This window comes from Acidovorax sp. 210-6, from assembly GCF_010020825.1.
Classification (GTDB): Bacteria; Pseudomonadota; Gammaproteobacteria; order Burkholderiales; family Burkholderiaceae_C; genus Simplicispira; species Simplicispira sedimenti.
In genome coordinates this window covers 2,158,402-2,174,418 of record NZ_JAACJE010000001.1, presented here as the reverse complement: position 1 = coordinate 2,174,418, position 16,017 = coordinate 2,158,402, and the positions used below count along the sequence as shown (strand labels likewise).

14 protein-coding genes are annotated in these 16,017 nt (G+C 65.9%); 8 read left to right on the top strand and 6 right to left on the bottom strand.

Annotated elements, in window-relative coordinates:
• Nucleotides 1–47: 47 nt before the first annotated feature.
• The 4 genes from upp to GWK50_RS10005 all read right to left on the bottom strand — a co-directional run bounded on the left by upp (nt 48) and on the right by GWK50_RS10005 (nt 4,250).
• Nucleotides 48–677 (bottom strand): uracil phosphoribosyltransferase, encoded by a 630-nt coding sequence (gene upp / locus GWK50_RS10020; RefSeq protein WP_162016374.1) that lies wholly within the window; start codon nt 675–677, stop codon nt 48–50.
• Nucleotides 678–719: 42 nt separating this feature from the next.
• Complete coding sequence (locus tag GWK50_RS10015) at nt 720–1,700, bottom strand: threo-3-hydroxy-L-aspartate ammonia-lyase (protein WP_162016373.1); 981 nt, start codon at nt 1,698–1,700, stop codon at nt 720–722.
• Between the two features lie 175 nt (nt 1,701–1,875).
• Nucleotides 1,876–2,724 (bottom strand): hypothetical protein, encoded by an 849-nt coding sequence (locus GWK50_RS10010; protein WP_162016372.1) that lies wholly within the window; start codon nt 2,722–2,724, stop codon nt 1,876–1,878.
• A gap of 8 nt (nt 2,725–2,732) precedes the next feature.
• Nucleotides 2,733–4,250, bottom strand: coding sequence for a helicase HerA-like C-terminal domain-containing protein (locus tag GWK50_RS10005; RefSeq protein ID WP_162016371.1), 1,518 nt, complete (start codon nt 4,248–4,250; stop codon nt 2,733–2,735).
• A 79-nt stretch (nt 4,251–4,329) separates the two neighbouring features.
• Here GWK50_RS10005 and GWK50_RS10000 point away from each other — a divergent pair, with 79 nt between their 5' ends.
• The 8 genes from GWK50_RS10000 (at nt 4,330) to GWK50_RS19865 (ending at nt 12,382) form a co-directional block, all read left to right on the top strand.
• The gene (locus GWK50_RS10000; RefSeq protein ID WP_162016370.1) at nt 4,330–5,049 is read left to right on the top strand and encodes a YebC/PmpR family DNA-binding transcriptional regulator; all 720 of its coding nucleotides are present in this window, start codon (nt 4,330–4,332) and stop codon (nt 5,047–5,049) included.
• Nucleotides 5,050–5,061: 12 nt separating this feature from the next.
• Nucleotides 5,062–6,345, top strand: a complete 1,284-nt coding sequence (gene purD, locus GWK50_RS09995; protein WP_162016369.1) for a phosphoribosylamine--glycine ligase — start codon at nt 5,062–5,064, stop codon at nt 6,343–6,345.
• Nucleotides 6,342–7,280, top strand: a complete 939-nt coding sequence (gene hemF / locus GWK50_RS09990) for an oxygen-dependent coproporphyrinogen oxidase (RefSeq protein WP_162016368.1) — start codon at nt 6,342–6,344, stop codon at nt 7,278–7,280. Before purD ends, hemF begins: the two co-directional genes overlap by 4 nt.
• A 353-nt stretch (nt 7,281–7,633) precedes the next feature.
• Nucleotides 7,634–8,455 (top strand): ribosome silencing factor, encoded by an 822-nt coding sequence (gene rsfS, locus GWK50_RS09985; protein ID WP_162016367.1) that lies wholly within the window; start codon nt 7,634–7,636, stop codon nt 8,453–8,455.
• Nucleotides 8,456–8,467: 12 nt separating this feature from the next.
• On the top strand, nt 8,468–8,935 hold the full coding sequence (gene rlmH / locus GWK50_RS09980) for a 23S rRNA (pseudouridine(1915)-N(3))-methyltransferase RlmH (protein WP_162016366.1): 468 nt from the start codon (nt 8,468–8,470) through the stop codon (nt 8,933–8,935).
• A gap of 92 nt (nt 8,936–9,027) precedes the next feature.
• Complete coding sequence (locus GWK50_RS09975) at nt 9,028–9,642, top strand: Maf family protein (protein ID WP_162016365.1); 615 nt, start codon at nt 9,028–9,030, stop codon at nt 9,640–9,642.
• 10 nt (nt 9,643–9,652) lie between these two features.
• Complete coding sequence (gene rng, locus GWK50_RS09970; RefSeq protein ID WP_162016364.1) at nt 9,653–11,140, top strand: ribonuclease G; 1,488 nt, start codon at nt 9,653–9,655, stop codon at nt 11,138–11,140.
• A gap of 132 nt (nt 11,141–11,272) precedes the next feature.
• Complete coding sequence (locus GWK50_RS19865; RefSeq protein WP_242455346.1) at nt 11,273–12,382, top strand: hypothetical protein; 1,110 nt, start codon at nt 11,273–11,275, stop codon at nt 12,380–12,382.
• Between the two features lie 147 nt (nt 12,383–12,529).
• Here the strand turns inward: GWK50_RS19865 and GWK50_RS09960 are convergent, their stop codons facing one another.
• Both GWK50_RS09960 and map read right to left on the bottom strand, forming a co-directional pair.
• The gene (locus GWK50_RS09960; RefSeq protein ID WP_162016363.1) at nt 12,530–15,115 is read right to left on the bottom strand and encodes a [protein-PII] uridylyltransferase; all 2,586 of its coding nucleotides are present in this window, start codon (nt 15,113–15,115) and stop codon (nt 12,530–12,532) included.
• Between the two features lie 35 nt (nt 15,116–15,150).
• A complete protein-coding gene (gene map / locus GWK50_RS09955) occupies nt 15,151–15,966 on the bottom strand; it encodes a type I methionyl aminopeptidase (RefSeq protein ID WP_162016362.1) in 816 nt (271 codons plus the stop codon).
• Nucleotides 15,967–16,017 lie beyond the last annotated feature (51 nt).

Sequence of the window (16,017 nt, the reverse complement as noted above, 5' to 3'; positions counted from 1 at the left end):
ACAGGCGCATGGTGCACACCATGCGGAAGGCTCTGGGGCCCTGGTACCTATTTGGTGCCGAAGATGCGGTCGCCCGCATCGCCCAGGCCGGGCAGGATGTAGCCGTGGTCGTTCAGTTCGCGGTCGATGGCTGCGGTGTAGATCGGCACGTCGGGGTGGGCTTTTTGCAGCGTGGCGATGCCTTCGGGCGCGGCCAGCAGACAGACAAACTTGATCGAACGGGGGTTGAGCTTTTTCAGCCGGTCCACGCAGGCGGCGGCCGAGTTGCCGGTGGCCAGCATGGGATCCACCACGATGATGTCGCGCTCGTCCATCTCGGACGGCATCTTGAAGTAGTACTCCACGGGCTGCAGCGTGGCCGGGTCGCGGTACAGGCCGATGTGGCCCACGCGGGCACCGGGCACCACGTTGAGCATGCCGTCGAGGAAGCCGTTGCCCGCGCGCAGGATGGAGACCAGCACCAGCTTCTTGCCATCAATGACCTTGCCGGTCATGCGCTCAAGCGGGGTTTCGATTTCGATGTCCTGCAGCGGCATGTCGCGTGTCACTTCGTAGGCCATCAGGGTGGAGAGCTCGCCCAGCAGGCGGCGGAAGCTGTTGGTGCTGGCGTCTTTCTTGCGCATGAGGGTCAGCTTGTGCTGCACCAGCGGGTGGTCGATGACGTGGACGTTGCTCATGGAAGGCATGGGGAAACAGGTGTTACAGAATGCGATAAACCGTCAGTCTGCCAGAAAGCGTGCATAGCGCGGCAAATCGACGTTGCCACCGCTGATCAAAACGCCCACCCGTGCACCGTGCAGATCCAATCCGGCAGCGTTGGCAGCGGCAAAGGCCAGGGCGCCCGTTGGCTCGACCACCTGCTTCATGCGCTCCGCAAAAAAGCGCATGGCCTGCACCATGCTCGCGTCGCTGGTGGTCACGATGTCTTCCACATGCTTGCGGATCAGGCCGAAGGCCAGTGGTCCCAAGGCCTGTGCCTGTGCGCCATCGGCGATCGTGCTGCGCGGCAAGGGGATTTGCACAATCTGGCCGGTGCGCAGGGATTGCTGGGCGTCATTGGCATGCTCGGGTTCCACGCCCACAACGCGGCAGTTGGAGTTTGCCGCCTGCACCGCCAGCAGGCTGCCTGCAATCAGGCCACCCCCTCCGACAGGTACGAGCAAGATGTCAAGGCAGGGGACATCTTCCAGCAGCTCCAGCGCCGCAGTTCCCTGGCCTGCAATGACCTCGGGGTGTTCGCTGGGAGGTACCAGCGTCATTCCGCGCTCCAGCGCCAGGCGCTGACAGATGGCCTGGCGGTCTTCGGTCATGGGATCGTAGGTGAGCACCTGGGCACCGTATTCGCGCGTTGCAGCCATTTTGGAACTGGGCGCCGTCTCGGGCATGAGCACCAATGCGGGCATGTCCAGCAGCCGCGCGGCCAAGGCCAGTGCCTGGGCATGGTTGCCCGCCGAGAAGGTGATGACGCCACGCTCGCGCTGCGCGTCGCTCAACTGCGCCAAGGTGTTGAATGCACCTCTGAACTTGAAAGAGCCCGTGCGCTGCAGGTTTTCGCATTTGAAGAAAAACTGCGCGCTGTACTTCTCATCTGCGGCCGTGGACCGCAGGATGGGTGTGCGGTGAACCAGCCCCTTGAGGCGATTGGCCGCCTGCAGCACGGATGCAGGGCTGGGAGGAGCGATAGGAAACAAAGCGTCCATGGCGTCTGATCCCTGAAACAGGGTGGTGGTGCCGATGTGGGCCATCTTAGACTGCATGCAGAGATTTTGCAAAGAAATGGCTTGCAATGCCCATTCAATAAGCGGCAATAGCTATCAAAAAAATAGCAATTGAATGCTGGCGGCCTGGACTGACGATGGGGCCCGTGGCGGGGCCTCAGTCCGCGCCACTTCCGTCCGCGCTGCTGCCATCGCTGCCATCGCCGTGGTCGCTGTCACCCCAGGCAACACCGTCGGCCTCTTGGCGGCCTTTCCACAGGCTGGAAAACTTTCTCTGCGGCTCCACGCCCGCAAAATCTTCGGCGCGGCCGCTGAATCCGCCTTCAGAGAAACTGGTGCCATAGTGAAACGCCTGTGCGGCGGACGCCAAGGGGCCAGCGGGAGGGCGCGCTGCATAGCGCAGCCCATCGGGCATGTCGAGCTTGGTGTCAATGGCAAACAGCAGCGGCAGGCGGCTGGGGTTGCGCGGGTCGATGGATTCGTCGCAACAGGCCCAGTACCAGGTACGGCGCAGGCCGTCGTTGTAGTGCGCTTTCTTGCCAAGAACCTGCGCTGGGGAATGCTCGGGCACATACCCCAGTGCCGAGCGGCACCAGGTCGCATAGGCCGCAGCGTTGTGGGCAAACATAGCCCAAATCACATCCACGGCCCGTGTGGGTACTGCGGTGTACTGGCCCTTGCTGCGCAGGGTGGCAATGAAGAACTGGCGCAATGCGCGTTCGGCCAGTTCAACGTCCTTGGCGGTGAGGTGGGGGAAAGCCTCGCGCAGTTTGCGCTTGAGCGAATGGGGCAGGGCACTTTCGCGGATGAAGCGCTCACGCACGGCGTCGGCCCAGCGGGTCAGCGCGAGGGTGGCCAACGCACTGAGTGCAAAGGGAAGCAGCCAGTCGCCTCCAGGCTGGGCGCTCCCCGCCAGACCCCACAGCAGGCCCAGGACCCAGGCCCCCGCAAACGCAGGCCAGAGCCAGCGCGCGCAGCGCAACAGCAGCCATTCAAAGCCGGTCATGTGGGCTTTCAGCGCTTGCGCCCACCGAAGATGCTCCCCATCACGCCGCGCAAAATCTCGCGGCCCAGGGTGGTGCCCATGGTGCGCACGGCCGACTTGGCCATGGTTTGGGCCAGCCCGTCGCGCCGACCGCCGCGCGGGCCGGTGGAGCCGAACAGCACGTCGTTGAGCCCACCCAGCAGACCGCCTTCTTCCTGGGGAGCCGTGGCGGCCCCCTTGCCGTTGGCGGGTGCCTGTGCGGCCATCTGCTCAGCGCGGCCTTTGAGTTTTTCGTAGGCCGATTCGCGGTCCACCACCTTCTCGTACACGCCCGCGACGAGCGAGCCGGCCATCAAGGCCTGGCGCTGCTGGGGCGTGATGGGGCCGATCTGGCTGCCCGGTGGCAGCACGTACACGCGCTCGGTCACACTGGGGCGGCCTTTGGCGTCGAGAAAGCTCACCAGCGCTTCACCCACCGCCAGTTCGGTGATGGCGGTCTCGATGTCCAGGCCCGGCTTCTGGCGCATGGTGGTGGCGGTGGCCTTCACGGCCTTCTGGTCGCGTGGCGTGAAGGCGCGCAGCGCGTGCTGCACGCGGTTGCCCAGCTGGGCCAGCACGCTGTCGGGGATGTCGAGCGGGTTCTGCGTGACGAAATAAACCCCCACACCCTTGGAGCGCACCAGGCGCACCACCAGCTCGATGCGCTCGATGAGCACCTTGGGCGCTTCGTTGAACAGCAGGTGGGCCTCGTCGAAGAAGAACACCAGCTTGGGCTTCTCGGGGTCGCCGATTTCGGGCAAGGTCTCGAACAGCTCGGACAGCATCCACAACAGGAAGGTGGCATACAGGCGCGGCGAGTTCATGAGCTTGTCGGCCGCCAGGATGTTGACGACGCCATGGCCGTGGGTGTCGGTCTGCATGAAGTCCTGGATGTCGAGCATGGGCTCGCCGAAGAACCTGTCGCCGCCCTGTTGCTCGATCTGCAGCAGACCGCGCTGGATGGCGCCCACGCTGGCGGCGCTGATGTTGCCGTATTCGGTGGTGAACTCCTTGGCGTTGTCGCCCACGTACTGGAGCATGGCGCGCAGGTCCTTCAGGTCCAGCAGCAGCAGGCCGTTGTCGTCGGCGATCTTGAACACCAGGTTGAGCACACCCAACTGCGTTTCGTTGAGGTTGAGCATGCGGCCCAGCAGCAGCGGGCCCATGTCCGACACGGTGGCGCGCACCGGGTGGCCCTGTTCGCCGAACACGTCCCACAAGGTGACGGGGCAGGCCTGTGTGGTGGGCTGCTCCAGCCCGCGGTCTTTGAGCACGGCCGCCATTTTTTCGGGAATGTGGCCGGTTTGGCTCATGCCGGTGAGGTCGCCCTTCACGTCGGCCATGAACACGGGCACGCCAATACGCGAGAAGTTCTCGGCCAAGGTTTGCAGCGTCACCGTCTTGCCCGTGCCGGTGGCGCCCGTGATCAGGCCGTGGCGGTTGGCCAGGCCAGGCAGCAGGTGGCATTCGATGGAGGCGTGCTTGGCAATCAGCAGGGGTTCGGCCATTTCGGGTTTCCTCGGGGGTATGAGCGCAGGCAAAAGTAAAATCTTGGCCGGTAGATTAAATCAATACAAAGGATTTCCCATGGCCGGACACAGCAAATGGGCGAATATTCAGCACCGCAAGGGCCGCCAGGACGAGAAGCGCGGCAAGATCTGGACCCGCATCATCCGTGAAATCACCGTCGCCGCGCGCACCGGCGGCGGTGACCCCTCGGCCAATCCCCGCCTGCGCCTGGCCATCGAAAAGGCCAAAGCCGCCAACATGCCGGCCGATCGCATCAAGTACAACATCGACAAGGCCACGGGCAATGCCGAAGGCGTGAACTACGAGGAAATCCGCTACGAGGGCTACGGCATCGGCGGCGCGGCCATCATCGTGGACACCATGACCGACAACCGTGTGCGCACCGTGGCCGAAGTGCGCCACGCCTTCAGCAAGCACGGTGGCAACATGGGTACCGAAGGCTCGGTGGCCTTCCAGTTCAAGAACGTGGGCCAGATCATCTTCGCCCCCGGCACCAATGAAGACAAGGTCATGGAAGTGGCGCTCGAAGCCGGCGCTGACGACGTGGTCACCGATGACGATGGCGCCATCGAGGTGCTGACCGCACCCGCCGAGTTCGAGGCGGTGAAGAACGCCCTGGTGGCTGCCGGCCTCACGCCCGATGCGGCCGACGTGACCATGCGCCCCGATGTCACCATCGAACTGACGGGCGACGACGCCGCCCGCATGCAAAAGCTCCTGGATATCCTGGAAGACCTGGACGACGTGCAGGACGTCTTCCACAACGCCGCACTGTAAATAAAGCCCCCCATGAAAGTACTCGTCATTGGCGGCGGTGGCCGCGAACACGCCATCGCCTGGAAGCTCAGCCAGTCGCCCAAGGTCACGCGCGTCTTCGTGGCGCCGGGCAACGGCGGCACGGCGCTCTCCAGCCACCTCGAAAACATCGCCATCACCGACGTGCGCGCGCTGCGCGAGTGGGCGCAGAAGGAAAAGATTGCGCTCACGGTTGTGGGCCCCGAGGCGCCTCTGGCCGCGGGCGTGGTCGATGAGTTCCGCGCCCATGGCCTGCGCATCTTCGGCCCCACCAAGGCCGCCGCGCAACTGGAAAGCTCCAAGGCCTTCTCCAAGGCCTTTATGCGCCGCCACGGCATCCCCACGGCCGACTACGACACCTTCACCGACCCGGCTGCGGCCCACGCCTTCGTGGACCGCCTGGGCGCGCCCATCGTCATCAAGGCCGACGGCCTTGCGGCCGGCAAGGGCGTGGTGGTGGCCATGACCCTGCAGGAGGCCCACGACGCCGTGGACTTCATGCTGGTGGACAACAAGTACGGCGTGACGCACAACGAAGGCGGCGCGCGTGTCGTCATCGAGCAGTTCCTCGAAGGCGAGGAAGCCAGCTTCATCGTGCTGTGCGACGGCAAGAACGTCGCCGCCCTGGCCACCAGCCAGGACCACAAGCGCCTCAAGGACGGCGACCAGGGCCCCAACACCGGCGGCATGGGCGCGTATTCGCCCGCGCCCGTGGTCACGGCCGATGTGCACGCCCGCGCCATGCGCGAGATCATCCTGCCTACCATCCGTGGCATGGAAAAAGACGGCATTCCCTACACCGGATTCCTGTACGCCGGCCTCATGATCGACGCCCAGGGCCATCCCAAGACGCTGGAGTTCAATTGCCGCATGGGCGACCCTGAAACCCAGCCCATCATGATGCGCCTCAAAAGCGATCTGGTGGACGTGCTGGGTGCGGCCATTGATGGCAAGCTCGACCAGGTCGAGCTGGAATGGGACCGCCGCCCCGCCCTGGGGGTGGTGATGGCCGCGCACGGTTACCCCGAGGCGCCGCGCAAGGGCGATGCCATCACCGGCCTGCCGCAGGATGCGGACGATGCCATGGTGTTCCACGCCGGCACCGAGCTCAAGGACGGCGTGCCGCATACCAGCGGCGGCCGCGTGCTGTGCGTGACGGTGCTGGCCGACAGCGTCAAGCAGGCCCAGCAGCGCGCCTACGATGTGGCGCGTGGCATCCATTTCGACGGTGCGCAGTACCGCCACGATATCGGCCACCGCGCGATCAAGAACCCATGAGCACCGCACCGCACAGTGACGCCGTGCCGCGCGTGCGCGCCTGGCTGATGGACTTGCAGGCGCGCATCATCGCCGCGCTGGAGGACCTGGAAGGCGAGGGCGGGGCGCGCGCCGTGACCGATCCCTGGCGCAAGGAGCCTGGTGAGGCGCTGCAGGGCGACGGCATCACCCGCATCATCGAGGGCGGCCGCGTGTTCGAGCGCGCGGGCTGCGGTTTCTCGCATGTGCGCGGCCCCAAGCTGCCACCTTCGGCCACCCAGCACCGCCCCGAGCTGGCCGGCGCGCCGTTCGAGGCCATGGGCGTCTCGCTGGTGTTCCACCCGCGCAACCCCTATGTGCCCACGGTGCACATGAACGTGCGCATGATCGCCGCCGGCCACCCGGGCCAGGAACCCACCTGTTGGTTCGGTGGCGGCATGGACCTCACGCCGTACTACGGCTTCGAGGAGGATGCGGTGCACTTCCACCGCACCTGCCGCGACGCGCTGGCGCCGTTCGGCGACGACAAATACCCGCGCTTCAAGCGGTGGTGCGACGAGTACTTCTACCTCAAGCACCGTGACGAACAGCGCGGCGTGGGCGGTGTGTTCTTCGACGACTTCGCCGAACTGGGCTTCGAGCAGAGCCTGGCCATGACGCAAGCCGTGGGCGATGCCTTTTTGAGCGCCTACCTGCCCATCGTGGAGCGGCGTCAGGGCACGCCCTACGGCGAGCGCGAGCGCGACTTCCAGCTCTACCGGCGCGGCCGCTATGTCGAGTTCAACCTGGTCTGGGACCGGGGTACGCACTTTGGCCTGCAGTCGGGCGGGCGCACCGAATCCATCCTGCTGTCCATGCCGCCGCTGGCGGGTTGGAGCTACCGGCGCGAGGCGGCCGAAGGCTCGCCCGAAGCCGAGCTGACCCAGCGCTTTCTGGTGCGGCGCGACTGGTTGTGAGAACCTGTTCACGGTCTTTTCATGAGGTACGTTGCGGGGCAACCCTTCGGGCAAGGCAGCAAACCGCCACGCTCGTTGTTGCCCGCCTTGCCCAGGCTGCCAGCATGGGCTGCGGCAGGCGCCTGGATCGTGGCGGTTTGCTGCCTTGCGTACCCCATGAAAAGACCGTGAACAGGTTCTATGGCGATCACTATAAAATCAGTAGCTTATAGCGCTCGTGTCTATTGCCCCAGAGGCCAAAAACACCTCAAAAATCCAGCGGCGCGCATGCGCAACACCTGCGGGCCATTGCGCTGGTGACCCCCGCCAATGCGCGCTATATTGACCCCCATCACTTCACCCACCATCGCCTGATGACCACTACCACCACCTCGGAATCCGCTGCCAAAAAGAACATCGTCAAACTCCAACGGGCCATTGTGGACGGGCTCGAAGACGTCAAGGCGCAAGACATCCAGGTCTTCAACACCGAGCATCTGTCGCCTCTGTTCGAGCGGGTCATTGTGGCGTCGGGCACCTCCAACCGCCAGACCAAGGCCCTGGCCGCCAGCGTGCGCGACAAGGTCAAGGATGCCGGTTTTCCCAAGCCGCGCGTCGAAGGCGAGGACAACGGTGAGTGGATCATCGTGGACTGTGGCGCCGCCGTGGCGCACATCATGCAGCCCACCATCCGCCAGTACTACCGGCTCGAAGAACTGTGGGGCGAAATGCCGGTGCGACTCAAACTCGGCGCGCCCAAGCCTGTGGCGGTGAAAAAAGCCCCAGCCAAGAAGGCTGCTGCCAAGACCACCGCTGCCACCAAGACCGCAGCCAAGGCCTTGAGCCCGGCAGCCGCAGCCAGGAAGGCCGCCGCCCAGTTGGCGGCAGAGCCCAAGGCCCCGGCCAAGCGCAGCGCCAAATCGGCAGCGCCTGTCGCCGCCAAGTCGGCTGCCAAGGCCACGGCATCCAAGCCCGCGAGCAAAGCCTCAGCCAAGAAGGCACCCGCCAAAAAGGCAGCGGCCCCGCGCAGCGCCAAGCCGCAGGCCGACAGCACCCCTGTGCAGAAGCTGGTGGTCAAGCCACGCAAGGCCGCCGCACCTGCCAAGTCCGCTGCAAAGTCCACGGGCAAGACGGGTACCGCTGCCAAGGCCCCGGCCCGCAAGGCACCCGCCCGCAAGAGCGCAGACAAGCGCTGATCGAGCGCCCGCATGCGGCTGCTGATCGTTGCCGTGGGCCAGCGCGTGCCCGACTGGGCACAAACCGCCTACGACGACTACGCCAAGCGCTTTCCGCCCGAGCTGAAGGTGGAGCTCAAGGCCGTCAAGACCGAAACGCGCGGCTCCAAGTCGGTGCCCGCGCTGATGGCGGCCGAGCGCGAGCGCATCGAAGCCGCCATTCCCCGCGGTGCACGCACGGTGGTGCTGGACGAGCGTGGCACGGCCCTTACCACCAAGGCCCTGGCAGCGCGGCTGCAAAGCTGGCAGCTGGAGGGCGACGACGTGGCCCTGGTCATCGGCGGCCCGGATGGCCTGGAGCCCGAGTTCCGCCAGGTCGCGCACGAGCGCATCCGCCTGTCCGACCTGACCCTGCCGCACGCCATGGTGCGCGTGCTGCTGATCGAGCAGCTCTACCGCGCTTGGTCCGTCAACGCAGGACACCCGTACCACCGCGAATAGCACCGGCGCACAGGCCTTGTGTGCTATAAAAATCATAGCTATAGGCGCTTGTCGGACGGGCGCTGGAGGCATATTTCATCTAGAATTGGCCCATGCCTGATTTCATCTACCTCGCCTCGCAAAGTCCCCGGCGCAGCCAGTTGCTGGAACAGATCAGTGTGCCCCACCGCCTGCTGGTGCCCAACGCGCCTGGCGATGTGGCAGAGGACACCGAGGCCCTGGAGCTCGTGCTGCCCGGTGAACCGCCCGCCACCTATGTGGAGCGGGTCACTGCCCTCAAGCTGGACGCCGCCGTGCAACGCCTGGCGCGCCGGGGGCTGCCGACGGCGCCCATCCTGTGCTCGGACACCACCGTGGCCTTGAACGATCGCATCTTCGGCAAGCCGCTGGACGCTGACGACGCCCGGCACATGCTGGCCCAGCTTTCGGGCCAGGAGCACCGCGTGCTCACGGCGGTGGCGGTGCAGGCGGGGGCGCAGCGCTTTGCGGCGCTGTCGGTATCGCATGTCCGCTTTGCTGAACTGGACTCCGTACAGATCGACGCCTACGTGGCCACGGGCGAACCCCTGGGCAAGGCGGGCGCCTACGGCATCCAGGGCCCGGCAGCCGCATTCATTGCCCACATCAGCGGCAGTTATTCAGGCATCATGGGCCTTCCGCTGTATGAAACGGCGCAACTCCTGCGCCAGGCGGGCCTGCGCTTCTGAACCCACCGCCATGCAACAAGACATCCTCATCAACTGGTCGCCCCAGGAAACCCGCGTGGCTGTGGTGGAGCACGGCGCCGTGCAGGAGCTGCACATCGAGCGCACGCTGGAGCGCGGCCTGGTGGGCAACGTCTATCTGGGCAAGGTCTCGCGCGTGCTGCCGGGCATGCAGTCGGCCTTCATCGACATCGGCCTGGAGCGCGCCGCCTTCCTGCATGTGGCCGATGTCTGGCAACGCCAGGAGGGGGGCGAGCCGCCCCTGTTTGCGCGCCGCAACGATCCGCCCGTGCCGATCGAAAAGCAGGTGTTCGAGGGCCAGCCGCTCATGGTGCAGGTCATCAAGGACCCCATTGGCAGCAAGGGTGCGCGCCTGTCCACGCAGATCAGCATCGCCGGGCGGCTGCTGGTGTTCCTGCCGCAGGACGACCATGTGGGCGTCTCGCAAAAAATCCCCCTGGCCGACCGGGAGGCCCTGCGCGAGCGGCTGCAGGCGCTGGTGGGTGACAAATCCACCGGCGGTGGGGGTGGATTCATCCTGCGCACCAACGGTGAAGACGCCACCGACGCCGAACTGGCCGAAGACATTGCCTACCTGCGCAAGACCTGGGCGCGCACCAAGGAGGCGGCGCTGCGCCAGAGTGCAGGCTCGCTGCTGCACCAGGACCTGGACCTGCTGCAGCGCGTGCTGCGCGATCTGGTCGGAGAGCACACGCAAAGCATACGCATCGACTCGATGGAGCAGTTCCATCGCCTGCGTGCCTTTGGTCAGGAATTCATGCCCCAGGCGGCGGCCAAGCTGCAGCACTACAAAGGCGAGCGGCCGATTTTCGACCTCTTTGCCATCGACGAGGAAATCACCCGCGCGCTGGGCCGGCGTGTCGATCTGAAGTCCGGCGGCTACCTCATCATTGACCAGACCGAGGCGCTCACCACCATCGACGTGAACACCGGCGGCTACGTGGGCGCGCGCAACTTCGACGACACCATCTTCAAGACCAACCTGGAGGCGGCGGGCTCCATAGCCCGCCAATTGCGCCTGCGCAACCTGGGCGGCATCATCATCGTGGACTTCATCGACATGGCGCGTGAAGACCACCAGCATGCCGTGCTGGCCGAACTGCGCAAGCACCTGGCACGTGACCGCGTCAAGACCATGGCCGGGGGCTTCTCGCAACTGGGCCTGCTGGAGATGACGCGCAAGCGCACGCGCGAATCGCTGGCCCACATGCTCTGTGAACCCTGCCCCTGCTGCCAGGGCCGGGGTGCGGTGCGCACGGTGCGCAGCGTGGCCTACGACATCCTGCGCGAGATCCTGCGCGAAGCCCGCCAGTTCAACCCGCGCGAGTTCCGCGTGGTGGCCGCGCCCCAGGTGATCGAGCTGCTGCTGGACGAGGAAAGCACGCACCTGGCCGGGTTGTCGGATTTCATCCGCAAGCCCATTTCGCTCCAGGCCGAGGCGTCCATGGGGCAAGAGCAGTACGACATCGTGCTGTTGTAGCGCTGCTGCGCCAGGCGAGGCGACCTGTTCTGCGCTCCGGTGCTGAAACGCTTTTGCACAATTTGCACGCGCGCAGCACCTACGCAGCGGGGCTGGTTTGCGGCACACTGCCCGTTCGTTCAGGAGTGCACCGTGACGCAGATTTTCGCATCCCCCACCGTTCAGCGCTGGCGCTGCCTGCCCCAATACCTTGCATGGCTCTGCCTTGGGGCGGTGCTCGCTGGTTGTGGAGGGGGGAGCGAGGATGCGGAGCCGCAGTCGCCTGCGGCTCCGGGGCCGACGGTGCCGACCAATCCCCCAGGGCCTGTGGCGCCTGCGGGCGTGATCTATGGCGATCTGCGGGCCGCAGCGCTGGGGGTGGGGGCATCGCTCAACGGCGCCGTGCCATTTCCTGCCAGCAACGCATGGAATGCGGACATCAGCGCCCGGCCCATCGATCCGAATTCCGACGCGCTGATTGCCAGCATCGGCCTGGACCGGGGTCTGCATCCTGACTTTGGCGCGGGGCTGTACCAGGGGCAACCCATTGGCATTCCCTATGTGGTGGTGGCGGGCACGCAGGCGCGTGTGGCAGTGCAGTTCACCGACTACGCTTCGGAGAGTGACCCGGGCCCCTATCCGTTTCCGCCCAACGCGCCCATCGAGGGCGGCCCGGCCAGCAGCGGCGACAGGCATGTGATCGTCATCGACCGCGACAACAACCGCTTGTACGAAACCGGCAACAGCTACCCCCAGCCCGACGGCAGTTGGCGCGCATCGGGTGGCGCCGTGTTTCACCTCGACAGCAACAACGTGCGCCCGACGGCGCAGCCGCGCTGGACCAGCGCCGATGCGGCGGGCCTGCCCATCTTTCCGGGGCTGGTGCGTTACGACGAGGCCTCGCTGGGCCCGGGTGGCATACGCCACGCGCTGCGTTTCACGGTCAGCCGCACGCGCCGCGCGTATGTACCGCCTGCCACGCACTGGGCGTCGAGCAACACCAGCCCCGATCTGCCGCCCATGGGCATGCGCGTGCGCCTGAAGGCCAGCTATGCCATTCCGGCGGGCTATTCGAGCGAAACCCGCGCCATCCTCACGGCCCTCAAGACCTACGGAATGATGGTCGCGGACAACGGCTCGAACTGGTATCTCAGTGGTGCACCGGATGAGCGCTGGAACAACGACCGCCTGGTGTCCGAGCTGCGCCAGGTGGCCGGCCGCAATTTCGAGGTGGTGCGCATGGACGGGCTGGTACAGCCTTAGGGCCTGTTCACACTATTATTACCAGTGCGAACACGGTGCAAACCGCGCCAATCTAGGCGTGGGTTTGGCATCTTGCGCCTGGCCCTTTTTGATCGCAACGCATCTGGTAAAAATAGTGTGAACAGGCCCTAGCGCCGTCCCTGCGCATCAAGCAGCCAGCGCCTCCAGCACTTCGGTCTCGATCTCGATCTGGCGCTGGTTGTTCTGCAGCTCGGCGCCCTGGATGAGGAAGGTGTCTTCCACGCGCTCGCCCAGGGTACTGACCTTGGCCAGTTGTACGCTCAGGTTGTGCCGTGCCAGCACCCGTGCCACGAGGTAGAGCAGGCCGGCGCGGTCGCTGGCCGAGATGCCCAGCAGCCAGCGTTGCGCCTTTTCGTCGGGGCGCAGCGTCACGCGGGGGGTGATGGGGAAGCTCTTGACGCGGCGTGACACCCGCTTGCGCCCCGGCTCGGGCAGGGGTCCGCCCTGCACGATGGCGTGGCTGAGGTCGTTCTCCACCATGTGCGTGAGTTCGCGGTAGTGGCCCTGCAGTGTGGCGCTGACGACCTGGAAGGTGTCCAGCGCATAGCCGTTGTGGGCCGTGTGCACGCGCGCATCCAGGATGGAGAAGCCCGCGCGGTCAAAGTAGCCGCAGATGCGTGCGAACAGATCGCTCTGGTCGGGAGCGTACACCAGCACCTGCAGCCCTTCGCCCGCCAGCGACTGGCGCGCCCGCACCACAGGCTGCTGCGTGCCCACGTGGCGTGACAGGTGGCGCGTATGCCAGGCGATGTCGGCGGCCTCGTGGCGCATGAAGTAGCTCACGTCCAGTGTGTCCCACAACTTCTTGTGCGCCTCGAAGGGCAGGGCGCTCAGGGCCAGTAGCACCAGGGCCTCGCGCTTGCGCGCCTCGATCATGGCCTGTGCGTCGGGTGCCCGGCCGCCCAGCACGCGCAGCGTGGCGCGGTACAGGTCTTCGAGCAGCTTGCCCTTCCAGGCGTTCCACACCTTGGGGCTGGTGCCCCGGATGTCGGCCACGGTGAGCAGGTACAGGGCCGTGAGGTAGCGCTCGTTGCCCACGCGCTGGGCGAAGGCGGTGATCACGTCGGGGTCCGACAGGTCCTGCTTCTGCGCCACGTTGCTCATGGTGAGGTGCTCGCGCACCAGGAATTCGATGAGCTTGGCGTCTTCGCGCGCCACGCAGTGCTGGCGGCAGAAGCGCCGCGCCTCCATGGCGCCGATCTGCGAATGGTCGCCGCCGCGCCCCTTGCCGATGTCGTGGAACAGCGCGGCCACGAACAGCACCCAGGGCTTGTCCCAGCCGCCCGCGAGCTGCGAGCAGAACGGGTACTCGTGCGCATGTTCGGCAATGAAGAAGCGCCGCACATTGCGCAGCACCATGAGGATGTGCTGGTCCACGGTGTAGGCGTGGAACAGGTCGTGCTGCATCTGCCCGACGATGCGCCGGAACGGCCAGAGGTAGCGCCCGAGCACCGAGGTCTGGTTCATCAGCCGCATGGCGTGCGTGATGCCCGAGGGCTGCTGCAGGATGCGCAGGAAGGCGGCGCGGTTCACCGGGTCGCGCCGGAAGGCGGCGTCCATCACGCCGCGCGCGTTGTAGAGCGCGCGCAGCGTGCGCGCCGAGAGGTTCTGCAGCCCGGTGGAGCTTTGGTAGAGCAGGAAGGTTTCGAGGATGGCGTGCGGGTCGCGCTGGTACAGGTCGTCGCTGGCCACCTCGATCAGACCGTTCTTGTCCAGAAAGCGCGCGTTGATGGGCTGGGGCGCCTGCGTGGGCGGGTTCAGGCGTTCTTCGATGTTGAGCAACAGGATCTGGCTCAGTTGCGTGACCGCCTTGGCCGCCCAGTAGTAGCGCCGCATCAGCGTCTCGCTGGCGCGCAGCGGAAAGCGCGCGCCCTCGGGGGTTTGCGAGCGGTAGCCAAAGGATTCGGCCACGGCGGTCTGCAGGTCGAACACCAGCCGGTCTTCGCGTCGCCCGGCCATGGCGTGCAGGCGTGCGCGGATGAGAAACAGCAGTGCCTCGTTGCGCTGGATCTGGCGCACCTCGTACGGTGTGGCCAGTCCGCTGTGGGCCAGTTCGTCCCAGCGCTTGCCCAGGCCGGCGGCGCGCGCCACCCATAGGATCAGGTGCAGGTCGCGCAGGCCACCGGGCGATTCCTTGCAGTTGGGCTCGAGCGCGTAAGGGGTGTTTTCGTGTTTGGTGTGGCGCTGGCGCATCTCCAGCGTCTTGGCCACCAGAAAGGCGTGCGGGTCGAGCTGCGCACCAAATTGGTGCTCAAAGCGTGCAAACAGGGCGGCGTCGCCGCAAATGCGCCGTGCTTCGAGCAGTGAGGTCTGCACCGTCACATCATTGGCGGCCTCGCTCAGGCATTCTTCCACGCTGCGCACGCTGGAGCCGATCTCCAGCCCGGCATCCCAGCAACTGCGGATGAAGGCCTCCACCTGCTCGCGCACCGTGTCCGGTGCGGGCAGGTCGGTGGGCAGCAGCACCAGCACATCGATGTCGGAGTGCGGAAACAACTGCTCGCGCCCAAAGCCGCCCACGGCGGCCAGGGTCAGGCCGGGCGGCAGACCGGCGCGCTGCCACAGGGTGGTGAGCAACCCGTCGGCCAGTCGCGAGAACTTGCGCAGCAGCACATGGATGCCACGGGTCGATGCGCCCTGGGCCTGCAGGCTGGCCAGCAGGGCGGCTTTGTGTTGGCGGTAGGCGTCGCGCAGGGCTTGGAGTTCGGTCATGGCGTCACCCCATGCAAGAAGCGTGCGCGCGAATCTTAGGTTGCTGTGGCTGTAACGAAGGAGGGGAGTGCAGGCGAGCCCTCGGAAAGCGTCATCACCTCGTAGCCCGTGGGCGTGACCAGCACCGTGTGCTCCCACTGGGCCGACAGGCTGTGGTCCTTGGTGACGATGGTCCAGCCGTCATTGCCCAGCTCCTTGATGTCACGGCGCCCGGCGTTGATCATGGGCTCGATGGTGAACACCATGCCCGGCTTGAGCTCTTCGAGCGTGCCGGGGCGGCCGTAGTGCAGCACCTGCGGTTCTTCGTGGAAGTTCTTGCCGATGCCATGGCCGCAGAATTCGCGCACGATGGAAAAACCGTGCCCTTCGGCAAACTTCTGGATCGCATGGCCAATGTCGCCAAGGCGTGCGCCGGGCCTGACCTGCACGATACCGTGCCACATGGCCTCGAAGGTGATGGCGCACAGGCGCTTGGCGGCGATGGAACATTCGCCGATCAGGTACATGCGGCTGTTGTCACCGTACCAGCCCTCGTCGGTGATGACGGTGACGTCCACGTTGACGATGTCGCCTTTCTTGAGCGGCTTGTCGTTGGGAATGCCATGGCACACCACATGGTTGACCGAGGTGCACAGCGAGGCCGGGTAGGCCGGGTAGCCCGGCGGCTGGTAGCCAATGGTGGCCGAGCGCGTGCCCTGGCGGGCCATGCACTCGGCGCCCAGGCGGTCGATCTCAGCGGTGGTGATGCCCGGCTTGATGTGCGGGGCGATGTAGTCCAGAACTTCCGAGGCGAGGCGGCAGGCCTTGCGCATGCCAGCGATGCCCTCGGCGTCTTTGATGGTGATGCTCATGCGGCAGGATTATCCCATCGGCCCGTGCGATACGCTGGTGTCGGCCCCAAG

What these genes read in the sequence shown, in the direction of transcription:
- rlmH (WP_162016366.1), top strand. Translation starts at nt 8,468, where the DNA reads ATGCGGCTGCTGATCGTTGCCGTGGGCCAGCGCGTGCCCGACTGGGCA.
- GWK50_RS10005 (WP_162016371.1), bottom strand. Translation starts at nt 4,250, where the DNA reads ATGGCCGAACCCCTGCTGATTGCCAAGCACGCCTCCATCGAATGCCAC.
- rsfS (WP_162016367.1), top strand. Translation starts at nt 7,634, where the DNA reads ATGACCACTACCACCACCTCGGAATCCGCTGCCAAAAAGAACATCGTC.
- GWK50_RS09975 (WP_162016365.1), top strand. Translation starts at nt 9,028, where the DNA reads ATGCCTGATTTCATCTACCTCGCCTCGCAAAGTCCCCGGCGCAGCCAG.
- GWK50_RS10015 (WP_162016373.1), bottom strand. Translation starts at nt 1,700, where the DNA reads ATGGACGCTTTGTTTCCTATCGCTCCTCCCAGCCCTGCATCCGTGCTG.
- upp (WP_162016374.1), bottom strand. Translation starts at nt 677, where the DNA reads ATGAGCAACGTCCACGTCATCGACCACCCGCTGGTGCAGCACAAGCTG.
- rng (WP_162016364.1), top strand. Translation starts at nt 9,653, where the DNA reads ATGCAACAAGACATCCTCATCAACTGGTCGCCCCAGGAAACCCGCGTG.
- GWK50_RS09960 (WP_162016363.1), bottom strand. Translation starts at nt 15,115, where the DNA reads ATGACCGAACTCCAAGCCCTGCGCGACGCCTACCGCCAACACAAAGCC.
- hemF (WP_162016368.1), top strand. Translation starts at nt 6,342, where the DNA reads ATGAGCACCGCACCGCACAGTGACGCCGTGCCGCGCGTGCGCGCCTGG.
- map (WP_162016362.1), bottom strand. Translation starts at nt 15,966, where the DNA reads ATGAGCATCACCATCAAAGACGCCGAGGGCATCGCTGGCATGCGCAAG.
- GWK50_RS10010 (WP_162016372.1), bottom strand. Translation starts at nt 2,724, where the DNA reads ATGACCGGCTTTGAATGGCTGCTGTTGCGCTGCGCGCGCTGGCTCTGG.
- purD (WP_162016369.1), top strand. Translation starts at nt 5,062, where the DNA reads ATGAAAGTACTCGTCATTGGCGGCGGTGGCCGCGAACACGCCATCGCC.
- GWK50_RS10000 (WP_162016370.1), top strand. Translation starts at nt 4,330, where the DNA reads ATGGCCGGACACAGCAAATGGGCGAATATTCAGCACCGCAAGGGCCGC.